This window comes from Nocardia brasiliensis NBRC 14402 (assembly GCF_000308475.2).
GTDB classification, from domain to species: domain Bacteria; phylum Actinomycetota; class Actinomycetes; order Mycobacteriales; family Mycobacteriaceae; genus Nocardia; species Nocardia brasiliensis.
This window is the reverse complement of the sequence record NZ_BAFT02000068.1, coordinates 54,615-78,234: the sequence shown is the minus strand read 5'-3', so window position 1 is coordinate 78,234 and position 23,620 is coordinate 54,615. Positions and strand designations below refer to the sequence as shown.

Annotated in this window: 22 protein-coding genes; 9 read left to right on the top strand and 13 right to left on the bottom strand. The window is 69.3% G+C overall.

Going from position 1 to position 23,620, the window contains the following annotated elements; all coding sequences use genetic code 11:
• The first annotated feature begins 50 nt into the window (after window positions 1–50).
• From TY25_RS25060 to yidC, 6 genes are all read left to right on the top strand, one after another.
• Window positions 51–1,502, top strand: coding sequence for a condensation domain-containing protein (locus tag TY25_RS25060; protein ID WP_052383175.1), 1,452 nt, complete (start codon window positions 51–53; stop codon window positions 1,500–1,502).
• On the top strand, window positions 1,493–2,944 hold the full coding sequence (locus tag TY25_RS25055) for a condensation domain-containing protein (protein WP_042259826.1): 1,452 nt from the start codon (window positions 1,493–1,495) through the stop codon (window positions 2,942–2,944). Before TY25_RS25060 ends, TY25_RS25055 begins: the two co-directional genes overlap by 10 nt.
• Window positions 2,944–4,323 (top strand): condensation domain-containing protein, encoded by a 1,380-nt coding sequence (locus TY25_RS25050; protein WP_042259825.1) that lies wholly within the window; start codon window positions 2,944–2,946, stop codon window positions 4,321–4,323. Before TY25_RS25055 ends, TY25_RS25050 begins: the two co-directional genes overlap by 1 nt.
• Before the next feature lie 199 nt (window positions 4,324–4,522).
• Window positions 4,523–5,308 carry a helix-turn-helix domain-containing protein gene (locus tag TY25_RS25045; protein WP_052383174.1) on the top strand — a complete coding sequence of 262 codons (786 nt, stop codon included), beginning with the start codon at window positions 4,523–4,525 and terminating at the stop codon, window positions 5,306–5,308.
• Window positions 5,309–5,376: 68 nt separating this feature from the next.
• Complete coding sequence (locus TY25_RS25040) at window positions 5,377–5,676, top strand: DUF6412 domain-containing protein (protein WP_029895741.1); 300 nt, start codon at window positions 5,377–5,379, stop codon at window positions 5,674–5,676.
• 94 nt (window positions 5,677–5,770) lie between these two features.
• Entirely contained in the window at window positions 5,771–6,658 is an 888-nt protein-coding gene (yidC, locus tag TY25_RS25035; protein ID WP_042259822.1) for a membrane protein insertase YidC, read from the top strand.
• A gap of 53 nt (window positions 6,659–6,711) precedes the next feature.
• Here the strand turns inward: yidC and TY25_RS25030 are convergent, their stop codons facing one another.
• Window positions 6,712–6,936 carry a hypothetical protein gene (locus TY25_RS25030; RefSeq protein ID WP_146153932.1) on the bottom strand — a complete coding sequence of 75 codons (225 nt, stop codon included), beginning with the start codon at window positions 6,934–6,936 and terminating at the stop codon, window positions 6,712–6,714.
• 144 nt (window positions 6,937–7,080) lie between these two features.
• Entirely contained in the window at window positions 7,081–7,464 is a 384-nt protein-coding gene (locus TY25_RS25025; RefSeq protein WP_042259818.1) for a nitroreductase family deazaflavin-dependent oxidoreductase, read from the bottom strand.
• A gap of 85 nt (window positions 7,465–7,549) precedes the next feature.
• Between TY25_RS25025 and TY25_RS25020 the strand changes: the two genes are divergently transcribed.
• A complete protein-coding gene (locus TY25_RS25020; RefSeq protein WP_042259991.1) occupies window positions 7,550–8,053 on the top strand; it encodes an NUDIX hydrolase in 504 nt (167 codons plus the stop codon).
• 173 nt (window positions 8,054–8,226) lie between these two features.
• On the opposite strand, the gene TY25_RS25015 is transcribed toward TY25_RS25020, so the two are convergent.
• Window positions 8,227–8,907 (bottom strand): TIGR00266 family protein, encoded by a 681-nt coding sequence (locus TY25_RS25015; RefSeq protein WP_014986186.1) that lies wholly within the window; start codon window positions 8,905–8,907, stop codon window positions 8,227–8,229.
• A 97-nt stretch (window positions 8,908–9,004) separates the two neighbouring features.
• Window positions 9,005–9,373, bottom strand: coding sequence for an arsenate reductase family protein (locus tag TY25_RS25010; RefSeq protein WP_042259816.1), 369 nt, complete (start codon window positions 9,371–9,373; stop codon window positions 9,005–9,007).
• A gap of 82 nt (window positions 9,374–9,455) precedes the next feature.
• Here TY25_RS25010 and TY25_RS25005 point away from each other — a divergent pair, with 82 nt between their 5' ends.
• Window positions 9,456–10,931, top strand: a complete 1,476-nt coding sequence (locus TY25_RS25005) for a bifunctional phosphatase PAP2/diacylglycerol kinase family protein (protein WP_042259989.1) — start codon at window positions 9,456–9,458, stop codon at window positions 10,929–10,931.
• A 10-nt stretch (window positions 10,932–10,941) separates the two neighbouring features.
• On the opposite strand, the gene TY25_RS25000 is transcribed toward TY25_RS25005, so the two are convergent.
• The 9 genes from TY25_RS25000 to TY25_RS24955 form a co-directional block, all read right to left on the bottom strand.
• A complete protein-coding gene (locus TY25_RS25000) occupies window positions 10,942–12,477 on the bottom strand; it encodes a glycosyltransferase family 39 protein (protein ID WP_042259814.1) in 1,536 nt (511 codons plus the stop codon).
• Between the two features lie 83 nt (window positions 12,478–12,560).
• Window positions 12,561–13,868 carry an aspartate aminotransferase family protein gene (locus TY25_RS24995; protein WP_042259811.1) on the bottom strand — a complete coding sequence of 436 codons (1,308 nt, stop codon included), beginning with the start codon at window positions 13,866–13,868 and terminating at the stop codon, window positions 12,561–12,563.
• A gap of 1 nt (window position 13,869) precedes the next feature.
• Entirely contained in the window at window positions 13,870–15,012 is a 1,143-nt protein-coding gene (locus TY25_RS24990) for an ABC transporter substrate-binding protein (protein ID WP_042259809.1), read from the bottom strand.
• Window positions 15,009–15,797 (bottom strand): ABC transporter permease, encoded by a 789-nt coding sequence (locus tag TY25_RS24985; protein WP_042259806.1) that lies wholly within the window; start codon window positions 15,795–15,797, stop codon window positions 15,009–15,011. The genes TY25_RS24990 and TY25_RS24985 overlap by 4 nt, the downstream gene beginning before the upstream one ends.
• Window positions 15,794–16,702, bottom strand: coding sequence for an ABC transporter ATP-binding protein (locus TY25_RS24980; protein ID WP_081869093.1), 909 nt, complete (start codon window positions 16,700–16,702; stop codon window positions 15,794–15,796). The genes TY25_RS24985 and TY25_RS24980 overlap by 4 nt, the downstream gene beginning before the upstream one ends.
• Before the next feature lie 61 nt (window positions 16,703–16,763).
• Window positions 16,764–17,645, bottom strand: coding sequence for an ABC transporter permease (locus TY25_RS24975; RefSeq protein ID WP_042259804.1), 882 nt, complete (start codon window positions 17,643–17,645; stop codon window positions 16,764–16,766).
• 307 nt (window positions 17,646–17,952) lie between these two features.
• A complete protein-coding gene (locus tag TY25_RS24965; protein WP_042259799.1) occupies window positions 17,953–18,987 on the bottom strand; it encodes a TIGR03842 family LLM class F420-dependent oxidoreductase in 1,035 nt (344 codons plus the stop codon).
• A gap of 53 nt (window positions 18,988–19,040) precedes the next feature.
• A complete protein-coding gene (gene hydA, locus TY25_RS24960) occupies window positions 19,041–20,462 on the bottom strand; it encodes a dihydropyrimidinase (protein WP_042259983.1) in 1,422 nt (473 codons plus the stop codon).
• Window positions 20,463–20,478: 16 nt separating this feature from the next.
• Window positions 20,479–21,315, bottom strand: a complete 837-nt coding sequence (locus TY25_RS24955) for a nitrilase-related carbon-nitrogen hydrolase (RefSeq protein ID WP_042259795.1) — start codon at window positions 21,313–21,315, stop codon at window positions 20,479–20,481.
• 711 nt (window positions 21,316–22,026) lie between these two features.
• Here TY25_RS24955 and TY25_RS24950 point away from each other — a divergent pair.
• Window positions 22,027–23,427, top strand: a complete 1,401-nt coding sequence (locus tag TY25_RS24950) for an aminotransferase-like domain-containing protein (RefSeq protein WP_042259981.1) — start codon at window positions 22,027–22,029, stop codon at window positions 23,425–23,427.
• Window positions 23,428–23,620: the final 193 nt, after the last annotated feature.

Here is a 23,620-nt window from a genome sequence, read left to right as displayed (position 1 = left end):
AATTCCCCTACCGCGCACGGGGATTGCCGATGGGCAGCTGAAGGTGTGTCATGGAATTCATCGAACTGGCCGACTATCCGTTGCCGAGCGGCCGGGTGATCGAGTGGCTCCCGACGGCCACTTCGCACTGGGCCGACTGGCCACGAGATACGCGGGCCGTCTCCTATAACCACGAGCACCACCTCCGGGACGCGGTGGAGCACAGTCGAATACGAGATCGCCGACATTACTGGCTCGGCCATGCGTTCCGGATCGACGGACCGCTCGACCCGCAGGCCTGGCGCACGGCCTTCGACGCCTGGATCGACCGGCACGAAGGGCTGCGCTCGCACGTCACCATCGAGGGTGGCCGGCCCGCTCGATACACGTTGCCGCCCGGTGGAATCCGGGTGCAGCCGGTCGACGCGGGCGCGCCTGCCTCGACGATGGCCACCTATCGGCTGGTCAACGGGCTGCTCGACGACGGAACCTCACCGCTGCGCTGGCCCGCCTACGTCTGCGTGACGATCGCGAACCGCGACGGCTTCACCGTCGTGTTCGCGGCCGACCACTCGATCATGGACGGCTACTCCACCGTTTCCACCGGCGGCGAGCTGCACGCGCTGTATCAGGCCGTGCGCGCGGGGAAACCGGCCCGCTTGCCCGACACCGGCAGCTATGTCGACTTCTGCCAGGACGAACGCGTCCGCGCGGCCGACGCCACCGCGGACACCCCGGCGGTGGCGACCTGGCGGACGTTCTTTCCCGACCGCACCGAGAACTCGCTGCCCAGCGGCACACTCAGCAAGGTCGCGGCCGCGCCGATCCAGCTCACCGGCCCCGCCGAGGCGCCGCCGCGCCGGGTGCCGCAGCGCAATCTCTCGGTCGAGGTGCTCGACGCCGACGCGGCCGATGCCGCTTCGGCCGTCGCCAGGCAGCAGGGCCAGGGTTTGTTCGCCGCACTGCTCGCCGCGTTCGCGGTGACGACCACCGAACTCGGCGCGGGCCGGGACTTCCGCACGGTGATCCCGCTGCACACCCGCTCCGAACCGCAGTGGGCCGATACCCTCGGCTGGTTCGTCGGACTCGCGCCGTTCCAACTGGATTGCGGCCCCGCCCGCACGCTCGCCGAGCTGATCACCCCGGCCGGGGAAGAACTGCGGCGCACCCGCAGCGCAGCGACGGTGCCGTTCGCCCGGGTCTGCGAACTGCTCGGCGAGCGGCCGCGCATCTCTTTCATGGTGTCCTACATGGACGTTCGTTCGGCCCAGGCGGCGGACACCTGGGTCGACACCGGCACCCGCTGGCTGCGCAGCCGCAACGTGTCGCCGGAGGAGTTCTTCTTCTGGTTCGTTCGCACGCCCACCGGCGTGACGCTGAACATGCGTTACCCCGGCACCAGCAAGGCCACCCGCGACATCCACCGGCACGTGCTGCGCATGCGCGATCTGCTGGCCGAATTCACCCGCTACGGAGATGCTCGAATCCGCCCGATCGAAGGAGCGCCGCTGTCATGGAGATGACCCTCACCGAAGACTGGTTGCCGAAACCGGGGGTCCTATTGGAGTTCACCACCACGGCGGCGAGCAAGGCCGCGACCGCGGCGACCGCGCCCTCCGACGCACCGCCGACCTACGTGCAGGAGTCGCATATTCGCCGCTGGGCCGCGCGTCGGCATACCGACGATCCGCTGGCCTCGGAACTGTCGCTGTGCTTCACCGTCGCCACCCCGCTGGACGCGGACGCGCTGCGCCGCGCGTTCACCACGTTCCTGCAGCGGCACGAGAGCCTGCGTTCGTGGTTCGCCCTGGACGAGACCGAGGGCCGGTTCGAGCTCACCCGCTACCTGCTCGATCCGGCCGCGGTCGAGCTCGAGACCAGCACCGTCGGCACGTTCGACTCGGGTGAGGAACTGCGTGACCTGCTGGTCGAGAAGTTCCACGAGAGCGCGGAACCGACCAAGTGGCCCGCATTCCTCTGCGGCGCCATCGACCACGGCAGCGACGGCTTCACCCTGGTCTACAACACCGATCACGCGTTCAGCGACGGTCTCTCGCTGGTCACCGCGATCTTCGAGCTGAACGCGCTGTACACGGCGTACGCGACCGGTCAGGATCCGGTGCTGCTGCCCGTCGGCAGCTATGTCGAATTCGCCAGGGCCGAACGGGCCGCGGTGGCCGCGAACCCGCCGGAACTAGACCGGCTCGCCTCGGTGCTGGCCGAGAACGCCGACAATGTGCGGCCGCTGCCCATCGACCTGGGCTTGGCGCCCGGCGAGCTGGCCGACAGCCGCGGCACCAAGGTCGACCTGCTCGATGCCGCGCAGTGCGAGGCGTTCTCGGACGCGTGCAAGGCGGCGGGCGGCTCGTTCTCCGCGGGCCTGTTCGCGGCGATCGCGCTGGCCGAACTCCAATTCGCCGGGCGCACGCACTATCTCGGGCTCAACGTGGTCGGCACCCGGCAGGAACCGCAGTATCAGCTCGCCCAGGGCTGGTTCATCAACCTGCTACCGATCTCGTTCGACCTCGACCCGACCGACAGCTTCACCGATCTCGTCGGCCGCGCGGGCGTCGCGCTGGACTGGGTGAAACCCCTTGCGAGCGTGCCGATCCACGCCGCCCTACAGCGGGCCGCCGAACTCACCGGCGCGCCGCTGCCGGTGACCACCGAATGGCCGTGGGTGTCCTACATGGACGTCCGCGCGATTTCCGGTGCGGCACTGGAGAACGCGCTGCCCAACGTGTCCGGGATCAACGGGCTGGGCTCACGCGCCCGGATGGGTCAGACCTCGCCGATGTGGTTCAGCCGGGAACTGGACCGCCTGCACGTCAGCATGATGTTCCCCGACACCCCCACCGCCGCGGCGTCCGCGGCGGCCTATCTCGACTCGATTCGCACCGCTCTGCGCGCCATCGCCACCACCGGCGAATACGTGGCGGCCGCCCCGGATTTCGCGAGGTCCTGATGCAGTTGCTCTTTCTCGAACACCTGAGCGCACCACCGGGCACCCTGCTCGAGTGGACCGCGCTCGCCGAACCCGGCCCCACGCCGGACGCGACACCCGCTTCGTCCAACCAGACCATCCACCTGTCCTCGGGCGGACCGACGACCTGGCTGGCCGCCACCTTCGACGTGGCGGGCCCGATCGACGAATCCGCCCTGCAGACCGCGTTCTCGGTGTGGCTGCCACGTCACGACGCGCTGCACTGCAGTTTCGAACCACCCGCGGAGGGCAACCCGCCGACGGTCCACGTGGTGGTGGACACCGATATCCGGCTCATCCCCCGGCCCGCCGTCGAAACCTCGAGCACCGACGACCTGCGCACCGTCCTCGGCACTCGACTCGACGCGGCCTGCGCGCCGTTCAGTTTCGCGCCGTATTTCCTCGGCGCCATCAGCAGGCCCGAAACCTCCACCGTGGTCTGCGGTTTCGATCACGCGGTCTGCGACGCCTGGTCGATCACCATCGCGGTGACCGAACTGGACGTGCTGTATCGGGCCGCGCTCGAGGACGGACCCGACGGCGCGGCCGCGGCCGCCGACCGGCTCCCCGAGCCGGGCAGTTTCCTGTCCTACGCCACCAGGGAGGCCGCGGTCCCTGCCGCGGGCACGGGCCCGCTCATCCGGGCCTGGCGCGATTTCCTGCACGCCGCGGGCAACGACCTGCCGCACTTCCCGCTCGATCTCGGCGTGCCCGCGGGCACGCTGGCGCCGTTCGGCAGCGACAGCCGCCTGCTGCTCGGCGCGATGGCCACCGATGCGCTGCACCGCAAGTCGCGCGCGGACGGATATTCGATGTTCGCGGCCCTGCTCGCGGCGGTGGCGCTGGCCGCCGCCGAACTCGGCGGGCGCGCGGGCACCGATCTGGTGTTCCCGGTGCACACCCGGCGAGAACCGCGCCACCACAACACCTTCGGCTGGCTGGTGTCCAACGCACCGGCGCATGTGCCGGTGGCGCACGACTTCTGCGCCACCGCGCAGGGCGCCGACCAGGCGATCCGCACCGGTCAGCGGCTCGCTCAGGTGCCCGCCACCCAGTTCCTCGCCGCGATGGGCAGCGACCTGCGCCGGACCAGGAAGGACCTGTTCAGCGTCTCCTACACCGACTATCGGCGGCTGCCCGGCGGCTCGCGCAGCGACACCACCCGCACGGTGCCGCGCAATCCGGCCCAATTCAGCCGCAGCGCACCGCTGGACGACGTGCAGATGTGGTTCACCCGCACCGACGACGGGCTCGCCCTGCGCACCCGCTTCCCGGTGACACCCACCGCGGGACCGTTGCTCGGCGAGTTCCTCGATCGGGTCGCCGCCACCTTGTCCGCGGCGATCTCGGTCCGGGTATGACCGGGCGGTACCCGAGCTGCGCGCACCCGTCGCCGGCCGTCGAAACGGCGGCCGCGGCGACGGTGCGCGCGCAGATCGGAACCATGGCATGGTTCGGCCCCCTGCGATCGACAAAGCATGACGGCCGGGGAGCCGAACCCGTTAGTCTCAGCACAGGATCCACCGAGGAACTGTTCGTGTCAGCCGGGAGCATCCGACGATGAAGGCTCTGGTCACCAACGACTTCTCGACGTCAGCGGACGCCGAAACCACCGACGAGCACCCCTGGACGGGCACCGCGCTACTGCGGCCGGGGATCCTGGCCTTCGAAGGCGAGATCTGGCCCACCGAACTGCACGCCCATCACGCCGTGCAGATCGTCGCCGCCTGTACCCCGATCGTCGTCGTGGACGGCAGCGGGGTGCGCAGGCAGGGCACCCACATCATCGTGCCCACCGACGCGCCGCACCGGGTCGCGGAGGGCGCCGTGCACGGCATCGCGCTCTATCTCGATCCGGAGACCACCGCGGGCGCCGCCGCCGACCGGCGGGCGCATCTGCACGGCTGGGTGCACGCGCTCGGGGTCGATCCGGCGCACGGCGGGCTCGCGGGTCACGTCCACGACGTGCTCTCGGATCTGTTGCCGGACAACGGGACCTGTTCGGAAGGTCCGCAGGGCGTGGTCACCGCGGCCCTGCAACTGCTGCCCGAGCTGGTCCGTGACGGTTCGGTGCGCGGCTCGGATGTGGCGCGCCAGCTGGGCATTTCGGCGACTCGGCTGACCCACCTGTTCACCGAGCAGGTCGGGATTCCGTTGCGCCGCTACATCCTCTGGCTGCGGCTCTACATCTCGATGACGCGGGTGATGGCCGGCGACGACGTGGCCGCCGCCGCCGATGCCGCGGGCTTCGCCGACTGCGCCCAGCTCACCCGTACCTGCCGGCGGACCTTCGGGCTGCCGCCGTCGATGCTGAGCCGCGATGTGGAGTGGGATATCGCGCTCTGAGCAGTGGTGACCGTCGTCTCGGTGCGCACGCCGCACCGAGACGGCGCCACACCACGTATTCTCTAGGCATGATCACGCGGGTTCGGGTGCTGACGTGTGCGGTTGTCGCACTCGTGCTGCCCGTGCTCACGTTGCTGGCGATCCCGGCCGGTGAGCCCGGGTCGGTCGCCGTGGTCGGTGTGGTCGCGGCCTCGCTGATCGTCGCCTTCGCCACGCTGCATCCCGCGGTCGTGCTGCCGGTCGCGGTCCTCGACTCCGGCCCGCCACCGTCCGCGCAACGCCGCCGACGTGGTTCTTTCCTGCGCCAGAGCAATCCTGACACCCCGGGCCGTCCGCGCCCACGAGCACCGGGCTGCGCGCCCGCCTGACGCCGGTCCCCCCTGTGGTGGACGGGCGTTCGGCGTTGTCGCCGCATCCCTTCCGTTCTCGTGCGCGCTCGCACGCCCACAGTCAGGTGCTCTCATGCTCGACTTCATCTACTACCCGGTGTCGGCCATTCTCTGGTTCTGGCACAACGCCTTCGGCTTCGTATTCGGACCCGCCAGCGGCCTGTCCTGGGTCCTCGCCGTGATTTTTCTCGTCCTCACATTGCGTGCCGCCCTTTTCATCCCTTTTCTCGAGCAAGCACGCAACCAAGCTATTGTGAAAAAATTGCAACCCAAGGTTGCGAGCTTGAAACAAAAATACGCATCCGACCGGACGCGCCAGGCCACCGAACTCCAGAAACTCTATAAAGACAACGGCGTCAAAACCTTCGCCACCTTGATTCCGATCATCGTGCAGCTATTCGTTTTCCTCGGCCTGTTCCATGTCCTACGATCCTTCGATCGCACGGCCAACCTCGGCCATCTCCCGTTCCAGGCCATCAAGACGCCGATGAGTCCCGAACAGAACGCCGCCACCCCCAACTACGTGTTCAGCGCCGCCGACGTGCGGTCCTTCCTGCACGCCGATCTGTTCGGCGCACCCCTGTCCCGGACCGTAGTCGGCGCCGGCGAGCTGCTGGCAACGGTGGCCGCCGTCGCCATCCCGCTCATGCTGATCGCCGCGATCGCCACCCACTTCACCGCGCGCGCCTCTCTCGGACGGCAGGAGACCCCCGCCCAGTTCGCGTTCATGCGCCCGCTGTCGCTGTGGGCGTTCCCCGCCGCGGCCCTCGTCGGCGGCGCGCTGCTGCCGGTGGCGATCCTGCTCTATTTTGTCACCAACAACGCGTGGACCCTCGCCCAGCAGCACCTCGTCTACCGCAAGCTCGATGCCGAAGCGGCCACCGAGGCGAAACTCGTCGCGGCCGCCCGCGCGGCGACCGCCCCGAAACCGGGCGCCAAACCCGTCCGCCGCCGGAAGTGATCTGAAAACCACTGGGGCGGAACCTGTCTCGCAGCCTCCGCCCCAGCTGGTCACTAGCGGTAGGTGACTACGGCCTTCTTCTTGTCCCCCTTGTCCGGGTAGCAGATGGCGCTGGTCGCGCCGGCGCGGCGCGCGTCGTCGGTGAGTTTCCGGCATTCACTCGACGTCAGCCCCGGATAGGTCTGGCTCTGCGGCGCGGCCTGCGCCGGACCGGCTCCGATCGCGATGCCCGTGGCCGCCAGCACGGCGAAACCCATTGCGACACAGATGTTGCTCATGATTCCCTCCCATTTCCCAAACGTGCGTACCCCCGCGCGGACGGGGCGGCGAATCACTTTCAAGATCATCGCCGACGCCCGTTCAGCGTATCGGGAGGCACCGACAAGTTTTGCGGCGCAAGCTTTTCGGTGGCAGCGAGCGGCTCAGCGAGCTACGGCGCGAGCCTCGACGTAGTACTCGGCCGAGAGCACCCGCAGCCAAGGCCGTACCACGACGGGCGCCCACGCGGCGGTGGGATCGCGGTGCACCACCGGGTCGGTCAGGTCGAGCACCCGACCGCGCGTCTCGACGCTGAACTCGCCTGCGGCACAGATGTTCTTGGCCCAGTCGACCTCGCGCCCGTAGGTCATGGCGATGCGGTACACGCCGTCGGCGTGGAAGATCGAGATCGGGGTGCGGTAGAGCCGCCCGGACTTGCGGCCCCGATGCTGCAGGATGGCGAACCCGGGCGCTCGGCCCGCGAACCGCCCGGCGACGCGATTGGTGACGGATCGGTTGAATTTCGCCAGCGTGCGGGGAAGCACCATGTGCGCGATCCTCTCTGCGGATAGCCTGCTGCGCTCACGTTACCCTCGAGCGGTGGCAGCCGAACGGGTCCAGCAGAAGTCCGAGATGATCGCCGTCTACGACGCGGCGGGTCGTTCGGTCGGCGCCGCCGACCGGGCCGAGGTGTATCGGGACGGACTCTGGCACGCCAGCGCGGGCGTACTGGTCCGCTCCGGCGACGGCACCCGGATCTACGTGCATCGGCGCACCGACACCAAGATGGTTTTCGCGAGCATGCACGACTGCCTCGCGGGCGGCGTGGTGGGGCCGGCGGAAACGCCGCGCGAGACGGCGGTGCGCGAACTGGCCGAAGAACTCGGCATCACGGGTGTGGCGTTGCCCGCCGAGCCGGCGGGCACGGTGTCCTGGGACGGCGAATGGCAGGGACGCCCGATGCGCTGTCACCTGTTCGCCTACGAGATCCGCTCCGACGGACCGATCCGGCACCAGCCGGAGGAGATCGCCGACGGGTGGTGGTGGACCGATGCGCAACTGCGCGCCCACCTGGCCGATCCGGACTGGCCCTTCGTGCCGGACACCCGGATCCTCGTCGACGACCTGCTCACCTGAGTGCGCTGACGCGCACCCCTACTCCGACTGTGCGATCAGGCCGCGCTGCCGCTGCCGAGCGACAGGATGTTGGTGAAGATGTTGGCGACGACCTCGAGCAATTCCATGATTCTCCGAACGTTGGCGCTGTCATTGGGCACCGGAGCATCGACGACCGCGATGTCGCCGCCCGGTTATCCGGAGGAGGCTACCGAACTGGCCCACGCGGCGAACGCCCCGGGGTTGCGGGTCTGCAGCAGCACCCGGCCCGGACCGACGAAGTCGAACACGAAGCCCTCGCCGGACTTCATCGACTGGATCGACCGCCCCACCACCGCGCGCCGGATGGTGAAGTTCATCGACAGGTCGTAGGCCACCACGTGCCCGGTGTCGATGGTGATCGGCTCGCCCGGTTGCAGATCGATGACATCGATCGCACCGAACACGCCGACCACGATCTCACCGTCGCCGTGCGCGCGCAGACCGAAGCCGCCCTCGCCGCCGAACAGGTTCGCGAAACCGCCCCACTTGCTTTCCACCTGCACGCCATGGGAATTCGCGATCCAGCCGCCACGGCTGATGAAGAACGGCCGATCCTGGGTGATCTGCAAGTTCAGCATGTCGCCGGGCAGCGCGGGCGCCACGTCCACCCAGCCGCCCTGCTGCGGCGCGGTGAACGTGGAGACGAAGAACGATTCACCCGCCAGCACCGACCGCTTCAGCCCCGCCAAGATGCCGCCTTCGGCCTTGGCCTGCAACGTGACTCCCGCCGAGTGGGCGACCATGGCGCCGCTCTCGACCCGCATCGGCTCGCCACCCGCGAGGAAGCACCGCGCGATGGTCGAGGCCGGGTTGTGGCGCAACTGTACCTTCATGAATGGCGACCCTACCGCCTGATTCGCCCCGGTAGGGACCCGGAATTCAGTGGGTCCCAGGGGATGGCAGGAGGCGGAGCCGACGGGGTGGGTCGGATCAGCCCAGCGAGCGCAACGTGTCCTCGTCGCGGGCCACGACCGCGCCGCCGTCGGCGGTGAGCACGATGGGCCGCTGGATCAGTTTCGGGTGCTCGGCCAGCGCCGCGATCCAGCGGTCCCGGTCGGCAGCGGTGCGGCCCCACTGCGCCATGCCGAGGTCCTTGGCCACCTGCTCGCCGGTGCGCGTGATATCCCACGGTTCGGCGCCGAGCCGCGCCAGCACCGCGCGCAATTCCTCGGCGGTGGGCGGCTCGTCGAGGTAGCGCCGCACCTTGTATTCGACGCCCGCCTCGTCCAGGTGCGTGGTGGCGTTGCGGCTCTTGGTGCACCGCGGGTTGTGCCAGATCTCGGTCTGTCCAGAAGTCATACCGGCAGGCTACCCAGCACGCGTCGTGGACGGTGCGTGGCGACACCGTTTGAGCGCCGCGTCGCTGGATACACTCGCCTCGATGCCGCACAGACGTAAATCCATCAACGCACTGGACCGCAGGCTCGTCGAGCACGCCGCCCAGATTCCGCCGAGCCCCGCCGACGATCTGCTGCGCGAGCTCAGCCTGAGCGCCAACCACAGCAAGCTCTGGATGGCCGTCGCCGCAGGGCTTTTCGTCGCGGGCGGGCGCGCGCAGCGGCGCGGCGCGGTCCGGGGACTGGTGGCGGTCGGCTTGGCCAGCGCACTGGCCAACGGCGTCGCCAAACCGCTGTTCCCGCGCCGGCGACCGCCGGTCGACGCGGTGCCCGAGTTGCGCCGGTTGGTCAAACCGCCGCGGTCCTCGTCCTTCCCGTCGGGTCACTCCGCGTCCGCGGCGGCCTTCACCACCGCGGTCGCGCTGGAATCGCCCGCGACCGCCGCGGTGCTCGCGCCGGTCGCCGCGGCGGTGGCGTACTCGCGCGTGCACATCGGCGTGCACTGGCCCTCCGACGTGGTGGTCGGGGCGGCGCTCGGTTCCGGTGTCGCGCTGGCCACCCGCCGCTGGTGGGCGGTGCGCGCGGACGAACCGGCCTCGCTGGGCCCGGCGAAACGGCTCGAGCCGCTGCCCGCCGGGCGGGGGCTGCTGCTGGTGGTGAACCCGGCCTCGGGCAGCGGCACCGGCACCGAATCGCTGGATCAGCTGCGCGCCCGCCTGCCCGAGGCGCAGGTGCTCGAGGTCGGCGACGGCGATCTGGACGCGGCGATCGAGGACCGGGTACGGCGGCACGGCGTCACCGCACTCGGCGTGCTCGGTGGTGACGGCACCGTCTCGGCGCTCGCGGAAACCGCTGTGCAGCACGGTCTTCCACTGGCCGTGTTCGCGGGCGGCACGCTCAACCACTTCGCCCGCGACGTCGGCGTGGAGGATCCGGAGACCACGTTCACCGCCCTGGACTCCGGCCAGGTCGTGCTCGTCGACACCGCGCGCGTCCAGCTGGACGACGAGCAGGATCGGATGTTCGTCAACACCGCCAGCCTCGGCGGCTACCCGGATTTCGTGCGCCTGCGGGAACGGTGGGAACGCCGGATCGGCAAGTGGCCCGCGGCCGGTTTCGCGATGCTGCGCGTGCTGTTCCGCGCCGCCCCGCTGCACGCCGAGATCGACGGCAAGCGCAGCGCGCTGTGGATGCTGTTCGTCGGCAACGGCGCGTACCACCCGGCGGATCAGATCCCGATGTCGCGACCGCGGCTGCACGACGGCACCATGGATATCCGGTATCTGCGTGCGGACCTTCGCTTTTCGCGCACACGCCTGATCTGGGCCACGTTCACCGGCACGCTGGACCGCTCGACCACCTACGTGCACCGCCGCGTCGCGCGGCTCGATGTGCAGGTCGACGGCGCGCCGGTCTCGCTGGCCACCGACGGCGAAGTAAACCACCGGGCAAAGCATTTGGCCTTCGCCAGCCGTCCCGCCGCACTGGCGGTGTTCCGGGAGCCGGACGAGCAGCGCTGATCCCGCGCAGCTACAGGTGCATCAGCGTCGGCCACACCTGCGACCACGGATGGCGTAGCCCGGCACATTTCCAGACGACGACGTTCTGGGTGTTGCCGGGGTAGCCGATCCGCGAATCGACCTTGGCGACCGGCTCGACCCGGTCGAAGTCCCAGCGCAGGAAGGCCTCGTTGAGCGCGACGGCGATCACCACCGTCGCGTCGTCCGGCGGCGTGCCGAAATAGCCGTAACCCCGGCTCGGACTGTAGACGGGCGGCAGTTCGGCTCGCGCGAACTGGTCCAAAGCGCTTGCCTGCCAATAGGTGTCGGTGACGATCACCGCTCCGGCACGCGCTGCGGGCGGTAGCGATCGAACCACCCCGGTGACAGCGTCGGTCAGCTCGGTCCAGCCGAACTCGCCGTAGACGCCGATGTTGATCGTGGCCTCGGCGTCGTCGGCGGGCGGGCGGATCGCCGACGCGGCACGCCACGGCGTCGACCACAGCACGAACATCGTCGCCGCGAGCGCGAGCGCCGCCCCCGCCACGATTGCGGCCCGTCGCCCGGCCGGGCCGAGCCCCCGCACCAGCTCGGCCAACCCGACCGCGCCCGCGGCCAGCACCACGCCGTACATTCCGGCCACGTAGTAGATCCGGCCGCCGATCACCAAGAAGAGCGCGACCAGCAGCACCAGGGTCCAGCCGAGAAATCGGTACGGCCGCAACCGGGGATTGCGCAGCAGCGACCACACGCCGTAGAGCAGCACCACCGCGCCCAGGTAACCCGCGGTCAGCACGGCGAGCGGTAGGAACATCAGCCGCCCACCGAGGATCCCCTGCTCGCCGCTGATCACCCCGCCCATCGCCAGCTGCGGCCAGTCGTGGCGGGACTGCCAGATCAGCGTCGGCACCGTCGCCAGCACCACGATCGCGCCGCCGAGCCACAGCAGCGGCCTGCGCACCAGCTCGCGCGGTCCGCAGACCAGCGAGGTCACCGCGACCGCGAGCCAGAAGAACGGGATCAACCACTTCACCTGCATGTCGACCGCGGTCACCAGGGCGGCGCACAGCAGCAGGGCGTCGCGCCGGGTGCGCACCCAGCGCACCACCAGCCAGGTGATGATCACCCACAGCGCCGTGTCCACCGCGTTGGTCGTCAGCATCTTGCCTTGCAGCAGCAGGAACGGCGAGGTCGCGTATGCGATCGCAGCACCGAGCTGCGCGCTGCGCCCGCCGCCGAATTCGCGCGCGATCGCCGCGGTGAGCACGATCGCCAGCACGGTGAGCACGACGGCGGGCAGCCGCAGTACGAAGAACGAGCCCGGCGCGAGAATGTCCATCGCCCGGGCCAGCAGCGGCAGCACCGGGCCCTGATCGGCATAGCCGAAGGAGAAGTGCCGCCCGGCCGCCAGGAAATACAGCTCGTCGCCGAAATAGTCGTAGCGGCTCGTGGCGAACAGCAGCACGGCCGTCGAGACCGCGCCGAGGACGGTGAGCCATGCCGTCGCGAGCGGCGGGCGGTAGTCGGCGGCCGGTTCGAGCTCGGGCCGTGCTGCGGTATCAGTCATGCCGGCTCCTGGAAGACTTCCGGGACGGGACTGCTCGAATCTAGCGGGAAACGGCCGCGCGGCGGGGACGCCGCGCGGACCGCTCACCGCACGTAGGCGTCGGCGACCTCCAGGACCTCGTCGACGATCTCCAGGCCGAGGCGCAGTTCGTCCGCCGAGGTGGTGAGCGGTGGCGCGATCTGAAAACGGTTGCCCGCGTTGAACGGCCACAGCCCCCGCGCCTTCGCGGCGGCGGTCACCTTCGCCATCGGCTCGGCGGCCGCCCCCGCAGCGGCGAACGGGATCAACGGTTCCCGGGTCTGCGGGTCGCGGACCAGATCCAGCGCCCAGAAGAAGCCGAGCCCGCGCACCTCGCCGACGCTGGGATGCCGGGTAGCCAACTCGTGCAGGCCTTTTCCGAGCACGTCCGCACCGACCGAGCGCACATGCTCGAGGATACCGTCTCGTTCGAAGACCCCGATCGAGGCGACCCCGGCCGCACACGCCAGCGGATGTCCCGCATAGGTGAGCCCGCCGGGATAGACGGTGTGGTCGTAGCGCTGCGCGATCCGTTCGGCGATGAGCACACCGCCGAGCGGAACGTAGCCCGAATTCACGCCTTTGGCGAAGGTGATGAGGTCGGGCGCGACGTCGAAGGCGCGCACCGCGAACCACTCCCCGATCCGGCCGAAGCCGACCATCACCTCGTCGGCGATGTAGACGATGCCGAACTCGTCGCACAGCGCGCGCACACCCGCCAGGTAACCCGGCGGCGGGATCAGCACACCGTTGGTGCCGACCACCGTTTCCAGGATCAAGCCCGCGATGTTCTGCGGGCCTTCCAGCTCGATCACCTGCCGCAGGTGGTTCAGCGCGGCGGCCGTCTCTTCCTCGGGAGAGCTTGTGCCCCAAGGGGATCGGTACGGATACGGCCCGAAGAACCGGACCACGTCGACGTTCGTCGGCTCCGCGCCCCAGCGCCGCGGCTCCCCGGTCAGACCGATCGCGGTGCCGGTGCCGCCGTGATAGGAGCGGTACGCGGACAACATCTTGGTGCGGCCGGTGAAACTGCGCGCCAGGCGCACCGCGTGCTCGATGGCCTCCGCGCCGCCGGTGGTGAACAGGATGCGGTTCAGGTCGCCCGGCGCCCGCTCGACGATGAGCCGGGCCAGTTCGCTGCGCACCTCGTTGCCCATGGTCGGTGAGATGGTGGTGAGCACCTGCGCCTGCGCGACGATCGCCGCGACGATGTCCGGATGCTGGTGCCCGATATTGACATTGACCATCTGCGAGCAGAAGTCGAGGTAGCGGTTGCCCTGGTCGTCCCAGAAATACGCGCCGGAGGCACCCGTGATCGGCACCGGATTCAGCTCGGCCTGTGCGCTCCACGGATAGAAGACGTGATCTACCAAGTTATTTGCCTCCTTCGTTCAGCGTGACCGGGCTCGGCGCGTAGCCCGCGCCGGTCACGTCGGTGCCACCGGACTTCAGCAGTTCCAGTGCCTTGGTGACGTATTCGTTCGTGTACGCGCTCGCGTCCGGATCCTGCTTCAGGACCGTGACACCCTCCTGGTTCTTGGTGTCCTTGGCGATCTGCACCGTGCGATCCCACGCGGCCTTGTCCACCATGCCGATGCCGGCGGGCGAGGGCCAGATCAGCTTGTTCACCTCGTTGATCTGCCACTGCTGATGGGAGGCGCCCAGGGTGCTGCCCGCGGCGACGGTGATGTCGCGGCACTTGTCGACGTTGTCGCGGCAGAAGGCCCAGCCCTTCAGCGACGCCGCGACGAATTTCGTGGTCTGCTCCTGGTATTTCGGGTCCTGCAGCTTCTCGGTGTTGGCCCAGATGGCGTCCTGCAGCATCGCGACGCCCTGCTCGTTCCAGTCGATGGTGGTGAAATCGTCTGCGGTGTAGAGCTTTCCGGTCGCCGGGTTCTTCGTCTCCAGCAGCTGGGCGTACTCGTTGTACGACATGGCCTGGGCGGCGGCGATGTCCTTGGCGAGGAAGGCGTTCATGTCGAACTGCTGCTGCACCAGTTTGACGTCCTTCGCCGGGTCGATGCCCGCCTTGGTCATGCCCGCGAACAGCTCGAACTCGTTGCCGTAGCCCCAGTTTCCGACCGTCTTGCCGCGCAGCGCGGCGGGGCCCGCGATGTTCTCCGACTTGAACGACACCTGTTTGGTGCCCGAGCGCTGGAAGATCTGCGCGACCTCGGTGATGCCCGCCCCCGCCTCGCGGGAGGCGAGCGCCTTGGGCACCCAGGCGATCGCGTAGTCGGCCTGTCCCTGCGCCAGCACGGTCTGCGGCACGATATCCGTTCCGCCGTCCAGGATTTCGACCGACAAGCCCTGCTCTTGGTAGAAGCCCTGATCGACCGCGGCCAGATAGCCGGCGAACTGGCCCTGCTTGAACCACTGCAACTGGAGCCGGACCTTGGTGCGGCCGTCGGCCGTGGTGGTCGAGCCGCCGTCGGTGGTACTGCAGCCGGTCAGCGCGGCCGCGGCCAGCGTGACCAGCGCGAGACAGGCACGGAATCGCTTGGTGGATCGGGTCATCGGGTTCTCCAGAGGGTGGTGCGGGGTTTACGGGTGAGTTGTTCGAGGACCAGTACGGCGGCGAGGAACAGCAGGCCGACGAGCATGGCGCCGACCACGTAGGCCCATGCGCGTGGATAGGCGGTATTGGCGGCGGCCGAGGTGATCCGGCTGCCGAGCCCGTTCTGCAGGCCGCCGAAATACTCGGCGATGACGGCCGCGATCACCGCGCCGGGCGCGGCGATGCGCAGCCCGGTGAACAGGTGCGGCAGCGCCGCGGGCAGCCGGACCGTGCGGGTGACCTGCCAGCCGCCCGCCGCGTACGAGGTCATCAGGTCGGTGTGCACCTGCGGCACCTGACGCAGGCCGCGCGCCGTGCTGACGAACATCGGGAAGAACACGACGATGGTGACGACCATCCGGCGCGGGGTGTCGGTCGTGGTCGAGTACATCGAATTCAGCAGCGGCGCAAGGGCGACGATCGGCACCGCGGCCGCCGCGGCGGCGAGCGGCGTGAGCAGGCCGTCCACCAGCTGGAACCGCACGGCGAACATGGCGGCGACGATGCCGAGCACGGCGCCGGCCAGCAGACCGAGCAGCGCGTTGGTGCCGGTCGCGGTCGACGCGTCGCGGATGCGGTCGAAATTCCCGGTGAACTCGCTCGCGATCGCGCTCGGCGCGGGCAACAGGAACGAGGGCACCCCGGCCACGGTGGTGAGCAGTTGCCACAGCAGCAATCCGGCGACGCCGAACAGCAACGGCGGCAGCACCATTCGCCACGGCAGCAGCGACTTCCAGGACGTCATCGCACGTCCCGCCCCGCGACGGCACCGGTATCGCCCGACCCGCCGCGCAGCGCCTCCCGTACCGCGGCCACCGCCTCGAAAAACGCCGCGCTGGAACGCACGTCGTCGGCGGCCTCGGCGGCGTCGCGACGGCCCCAGCCGCCGGTCGGCACGATCTCGGTGATCCGCCCCGGCCGCGGCGACATCACCACCACCCGATCGGACAGGAACACCGCCTCCGGGATGGAATGCGTCACGAACACCACCGCCGCCTCGGTCTCGCCCGCGATCCGCAGCAACTCGGTCTGCATCCGCTCGCGCGTCATCTCGTCGAGCGCGCCGAACGGTTCGTCCATCAGCAGCAGCGACGGCTTGGGCGCCAGCGCCCGCACGATCGCGACCCGCTGCTGCATGCCCCCGGACAGCTCGGCGGGATAGCGCTTGGCGAACTCGCTCAGCCCGGCCATCTCGAGCAGTTCCGCACTGCGCGAACGGCGTTCAGCGCGCGGCACCTTGTGCAATTCGAGCGGCAGTTCGACATTGGCCTGCACGGTGCGCCAGTCGAGCAAGCCGGACTGCTGGAACGCGATGCCGTAGTCCTGATCCAACCGGGCCTGCCGCGCGCTCTTGCCGTGCACGGTCACGGTGCCGCTGGTCGGCTGCTCCAGGTCGGCGACGATCCGCAGCAGGGTCGACTTACCGCAGCCGGACGGGCCGATCAGCGAAACGAATTCACCCGCGGCCACCGTCAGCGAGACGTCCGAGAGCGCGGTGACCGAGCCCGCCGCGAAGATCTTGCCCACGTGCCCGAGTTCGACCGCGGCGAGCCGCTGGGTGGCCGGTCCGGCGAGATCGGCGGCACCCACCTGCTCGTCCGCCGGTTCCGGCGCCGCGGTGGCGACGGCCGGTCTTGCTTTGGCGGTCAATGGATACCTCCTGAAAAGCTGCCTGCCCATCCGTGCAGGCGGTGATGAGAGTGCGGGCCGATCATCGGCCGGTCTTCGCGGCGTCGACCGAACCGGGCGGCCGGCTGTAGCGGCGCAGCGTCCATTCGGCGAGGCCGACGACGGCGGTGATCACGACGCCGAGCAGGGCCGCGGCCAGCACGGCCGCGTACAGCCGCGCGGCATCACCGGTGGCCTGCTGGGCGAACACGATGATCTGGCGGCCGATGCCGCCCGCGGTGCCGGTGGAGATCTCGGCGACGACCGCGCCGATCACCGAGGCCGCCGCGGCCAACCGCAGCGCGGGCAGCAGATGCGGTACGGCGGCGGGAAAACGCAAGCGCACCAGCGTCTCCCACCAGCCGGCCGAATAACTGTGCAGCAGCTCCACCGACGCCTTCGACGGAGCCTGCAAGCCGCGCAGCATGCCGACCGCCACCGGGAAGAAGGCCAGATAGGACGCGATCACCGCGATGCTCATCCACGGCCGCCACGGCTCGCCCGCGATCACGATCTTGCCGCCCCAGCCCGCTACCAGCGGCGCCAGGGCGATCAGCGGAACCGTCTGCGACACAATGATGTAGGGCAGCAGCCCGCGCTCGACCCAGGCGAAGCGCTGCATCAGCACCGCGAGCAGCACCCCGACCACCGCCCCGATCGCCAGCGCGAGCAACGCCAGTCCCAGCGTGAATCCCGCTGTGCGCAATAATGTTTCGCCTACTGTGCCCGCGCCGTCGCGCTCGCCGAGCACCGTCACCACCGACCACACGTGCGGCAACGCACCGTCACCCGTGCGCGGCAGGATCCGCTGCTCGCCGATGCTCACCCCGCGTTCGGGCACCGCGAACTTGACCAGCTCCCATACCCCGACGACCAGTAAGAACACCGCTGCCGCATAGCCGGCCCGCACCCAACGACCCCTCATCGAACCTCGCTCATGTACTCGCGCAGCCGGTTTCGGCCCGACCCGATCCGCCGGTCACCGATCAGGGACGGCAACCCGTACATTCCCGTCGGCACCGCGCGCCTTCGTACCGCCGTCCCCGCGCAACGGCCGCCCGACCGGCCGGGACGAAGACCGCCGCCGGACGGCACCGATCCCCGGCCGGACCGGTGGCCGCAGCCACCGCACCGGTGCGCCACTCCGCCGACGCCGATCACCCGCACCGCAGATGTACTCGAACCGGCGCGCACCGGGTAGCCCGCGGACCGCTCAGCGGACCACGGCGACATCAAGCGCCCTCCGTGGCGGTCACCGGGTGCACCAGCCGGGGCAGCACCGATTCGCCGTAGGCCTCGAGCGTGGCCGTCTTCGCATCGTGCTGCAGATACACCGCGAACTGATCGACGCCGAGTTTCTCCAGTTCGCGCAGCCGGGCCAGCTGATCGTCGGGCGTGCCGAGCAGGCAGAAACGGTCCACGATGGCATCGGGGACGAACTCCGCGTGCGTGTTGCCCGCGCGCCCGTGCTGGTTGTAGTCGTACCCCTGCCTGCCCGCGATGTATTCGGTGAGCGCGGCCGGAACATCGCTGCCCGTACCGTATTTCGCGACGATATCGGCCACATGGTTGCCGACCATACCGCCGAACCATCGGCACTGCTCGCGAGCGTGCGCCAGCGCGGCCGCCGACCCGTCGGTGACGTAAGCCGGTGCGGCGACACAGATCCGCACCGCGTCCGGATCGCGACCGGCCCGTTCGGCGGCGGCGCGCACCCGGGCGATGGTCCACGCGGTGATATCCGGGTCGGCCAGCTGCAGGATGAACCCGTCGGCCACCTCGCCGGTGAGATCCAGTGCGCGCGGACCATATCCGGCCACCCACACCTCGAGCCGGGAACTCGCCGCCCAGGGGAAACGCACGATGGTGTCGTCCACTCGGGCGCTGCGCCCGTTGCCGAGTTCCCGGATCACCTCGATGGCTTCGCGCAGCGTCGCCAGGTTGCTCGGTTTGCCGCCGAGCGTGCGGACCGCCGAATCGCCGCGGCCGATCCCGCAGACGGTGCGGTTGCCGAACATGTCGTTCAGCGTGGCGAAGGTGGACGCGGTCACGGTCCAGTCCCTGGTGGCCGGGTTGGTCACCATCGGGCCGACGACGACCTTCCTGGTGGCCGCCAGGATCTGGCTGTAGATGACGTAGGGCTCCTGCCACAGCAGATGGGAGTCGAAGGTCCAGACGTGGGAGAAGCCGTGCGTCTCGGCTTGCCGGGCCAGTTCGACCACCCGGGAGGCGGGCGGCGTGCATTGCAGCACCACACCGATGTCCATGCGGCACTCTCCGTTTCGAAGTCGGATGCGGCTGGGCGGGGCCAGCCGCGGAATCAGATCAGGTTCTGCGACAGCGCGCGTTTGACGAACCGGCCGTGCCCGGCGCTGCCCCGATACTCGCCGGCGTCGACGATCACCCGGCCGCGCGACAGCACGGTATCGACGTGACCGTCGATCTCGAAGCCCTCGTACGCCGAATAATCCATGTTCATGTGATGGGTCTTGCCGAGCCCGATGCTGGTGTGCCCGTTCGGGTCGTAGATCACGATGTCGGCGTCCGCACCCGGGCTGATCACGCCCTTGCGCGGATACATGCCGAACATGCGCGCGGGCGTGGTGCAGCAGACCTCGACCCAGCGTTCCAGCGAGATCCGGCCGCTCTTGACGCCCTGGAACATCAGATCCATCCGGTGCTCGACCCCGCCGATCCCGTTCGGGATCTTGCTGAAATCGCCGACGCCCATTTCTTTCTGGTCCTTCATGCAGAACGGGCAGTGATCGGTGCTGACCGTGGTCACGTCGCCGGTGCGCAGGTAGCGCCACAGCTCGTCCTGATGACCCTCCGCCCTGGCCCGCAGCGGCGTCGAGCACACCCACTTGGCGCCCTCGAAACCCGGTGCGCCCAACTGCTCTTCGAGCGACAGGTACAGATATTGCGGGCACGTCTCGCCGAACACGTTCTGGCCGTTGCCGCGTGCGGTCGCGATCTGCTCCAGCGCCTGCTTCGCCGACACGTGCACCACATACAGCGGCGCACCGGTCAACTGCGCCAACATGATCGCGCGATGGGTGGCCTCCTCCTCCATCTGCCACGGCCGGCTGGTCCCGTGGAAGTACGGGGCGGTGTCGCCGCGGGCGATGGCCTGCTCGACCAGCACGTCGATGGCGATCCCGTTCTCCGCGTGCATCATCAGCAGCGCGCCGAGATCGCCCGCCGCCTGCATCGCGCGCAGGATCTGGCCGTCGGTGGAATAGAAGACGCCCGGATAGGCCATGAACAGCTTGAAACTGGTGACGCCCTCCGACACCAGTTCGCTCATCCCCTTCAGGGATTCGTCGTTCACCTCGCCGATGATCTGGTGGAAGCCGTAGTCGACGGCGCACTTGCCGCCCGCCTTCTGATGCCAGGCGCCGAGCGTGTCCTGCAACCGCTCCCCCGGCGTCTGCACCACGAAATCGACGATCGTGGTGGTGCCGCCCCAGGCGGCCGCACGGGTGCCGGTCTCGAACGTGTCCGAGGCCTCGGTGCCGCCGAACGGCATCTGCATGTGCGTATGCCCGTCCACGCCACCGGGAATCACGTACTTGCCGGTCGCGTCGAGGACGACATCGGCGGTCGCGGCGAGGTCCGCGCCGAGGGTCGTGGTGCCGGGTTGCAGTACGGCGGCGATGGTTTCGCCGTCCACCAGCACATCGAGCAGTTGCGAACCGGTGGCCGAGACCACCGTGCCGCCGTGGATGAATGTCAGCGTCATGGGAGCGTCACCGGCCTCAGGGCGCCACCAGCGGGCCATAGGCGTCGGGCCTGCGGTCGCGATAGAACGCCCACCGGTCGCGCACCGTCTTGATCAGGTCCAGGTCGAGATCACGGATGACCAGCTCCGGGTCGGTATCGGAGGCGACCTCCCCGACGAACTTGCCCTCCGGATCGACGAAATAGCTGGTGCCGTAGAAATCGTCGTCGCCGTACTCCTCGATGCCGACCCGGTTGATCGCGCCGATGTAGTACTCGTTCGCCACCGCCGACGCGGGCTGCTCCAGCTTCCACAGGTAGGCCGACAAACCACGCGAGGTCGCCGACGGATTGAACACGATCTCGGCGCCCGCCAGACCCAGCGCGCGCCAGCCCTCCGGGAAATGCCGGTCGTAACAGATATAGACGCCGACCTTGCCGACCGCGGTGTCGAACACCGGCCAGCCCACATTGCCCGGACGGAAGTAGAACTTCTCCCAGAACCCATTGACATGCGGAATATGATGTTTACGGTACTTGCCGAGATACGTGCCGTCGGCGTCGATCACCGCCGCGGTGTTGTACAGCAGGCCCGGCTGTTCCTGCTCGTACACCGGCAGGACCATTACCATGCCCAATTCCCTTGCCAGCGCGGCGAATCGGTCCGTGGTCGGGCCCGGCACCGACTCCGCGTACTCGTAGAACTTCGCGTCCTGCAACTGGCAGAAGTACGGGCCGTAGAACAACTCCTGGAAGCAGATCACCTTCGCGCCCTGCGCGGCCGCCTGCCGTGCGTAATCCTCGTGCGCTTTGATCATGGACTCTTTGTCGCCGGTCCAGTTGGTCTGGACGAGCGCCGCTCGAACGATTCCCATGCTTTGTTATACTTCACTCCCGACCAATTCGGTTGTGTTACAGAATTGCGGAAACAATTTCGTTGCCGTAAACCTTGCCCCTCGGCCCCCGCCCCCGACGCAGAATGACCATGTGAGCAAGCCGAACCCGCCCTCCACACCCCCCACGGTTCCGCACGCGGGTTCGCGTTCAGGGAGGTGCGGTGTGGCGGTCGGCGGGTCGGCGACGTGCCGTGCGCCAGTTGACGGGTCGGCGACGTGCCATGCACCAGTTGGCGGATCGGCGACGTGCGATGCGCCAGTTGGCGGGCGGCGGCAGCCGCGACGCCGTTCGAAGGATGACGCACCCTTTCTGCGGCTTCGCACCCGCTGTGGCAGGCCGCAAGGGGTGCGAAGCCGCAGAAAGGGTGCGTCTGGCTTGCTGTGCACCTCGGCCGGAGCCGGAGGACTGGCGGGGCCGGGCTTGCGAGGCGCCCACTCCGGCACCAGCGTGCCCAGATCCCTGGCGGCAACGAGCCTTCCGAAGCTGCGGACGCGGTTCGACCACTACCGCACACTTCGTGCTCCGGTGCGCACCTCTCGGATCGCCGCGCATTTGTTGGCACGCCGCGTGTGTGTCATTCGACCGGCACGCGCGCGGGAGGGCGATACGTGCGCGGGACCTTGGGGCAGTGCGCGTTTCGGGGTGTCGTGTGGGTGTTGGCGGGGGGACGGGGTTGGGAGGGGGTGGGTGTGAGCGTTGAGCCGGTGGTGGGTGAGGGGGCGTTCATTGCGGACTTGACGGATCGGTCGGCGGCGGGGATCGCGGCGGCGGTGAGCCGGTTGATCCGGTCCGGGGAGTTGGGGCCGGGGGCGCGGCTGCCTACGGTGCGGGAGGTGGCGCGGGAGTGGAAGGTTTCACCCGCGACGGTGAATCAGGCTTGGCGGGCGCTGGCGGCCGCGGGGGTGATCGTCGCGCGGGGGCGGGCGGGGACGTTCGTGAGCACGGCGAGCAGTGGGCCCGCCGCGATGACCGGCGGGCGGTATCAGCGCTTGCATCCGCCGTCCTACAGCGCTTTTCGGGTCGATCTGTCGCGGGGCACGCCGGATCCGGAACTGCTGCCCGACCTCGGCGCGGCGTTGCGGCGGCTCACCCGGGACGGGGCGAGCGATCTCGGGGCCGACTATCTCGGTGAAGCGGTCCTGCCCGAGCTGGCGGCGAAGGTGCGGGCGGACTGGCCGTTTCGGGCCGAACGGTTCGCGATCCTCGACGGTGCGCTGGACGCGGTCGACCGGATATTGACTGCGCATGTGCGGCTCGGCGATGCGGTCGCGGTCGAAGATCCTTGTTTCCCACCGTTTCTCGATCTGCTGGCCGGGCTCGGGGCGCGGCCGATACCGGTGCGGATGGACGAATCCGGGCTGCTGCCCGGCGAACTCGATCGTGCGGTCGCCACACATGGGGCGACGACGCTGATCCTGCAACCGCGGGCGCAGAACCCCACGGGTGTCTCGATCACCGCGCGGCGCATCCGCGAACTCGCCGACGTGTTGCAAGGTAACGGCACCCTGGTGCTCGAAGACGACCACTCCGCCGGAATCGCCGCCGCCCCACTGCGATCGCTCGGCGGCAGGCTCCCCGGCCGCACCGTGCACATCCGCTCGTACTCGAAATCACATGGCGCCGATCTGCGCCTGGCCGCCGTGGGCGGGCCCGCCGAACTGCTCGATCCGGTGATCGAACGCCGCATGCTCGGTGCGGGCTGGACGAGCCGGCTGCTACAGCGGGTGCTGCTCAGCATGCTCGACGACGAGCACGCGGTTCACACGGTCACCGCGGCCCGCACCGAATACCGCAGGCGCTCGACCGAATTGCGCCGCGCCCTGGCCAGGCGCGGTGTCCCCGTCGCCCGCGCCGACGGCATCAACCTGTGGCTGCCGGTCGCCGACGAGAACGCCGCCATGATCTCGCTGGCCGCCGCCGGTATCAAGGCGGCCCCCGGCGGCCCCTTCATGGTCGGCCCACTCCCGCCCACCGACCATCTCCGCATCACCACCGCGACACTCACCGACGCCGACATGGACTGGCTGGCCACCGAACTCGCGGCCGCCACCACCGCCGCCCCCACCTACCGCCGCATCCGCCGCCCCTGAAACCCCCGACCCCCGCGCGGGAAACCCGGTGCAGGTGACGCCGTCAGCGTCGTGTGCACATCCGGCCGGGCCGGGCCCTGCGACCACTGTTGGGGTGGGTGTCGTCGGATGTTTTCCGGCCGATCACCACCGTCCAGGCCCGTTCTGGGCGGGGAGATGGAATGATTCGGCACGGCATCGTCCGGTGCGCAAC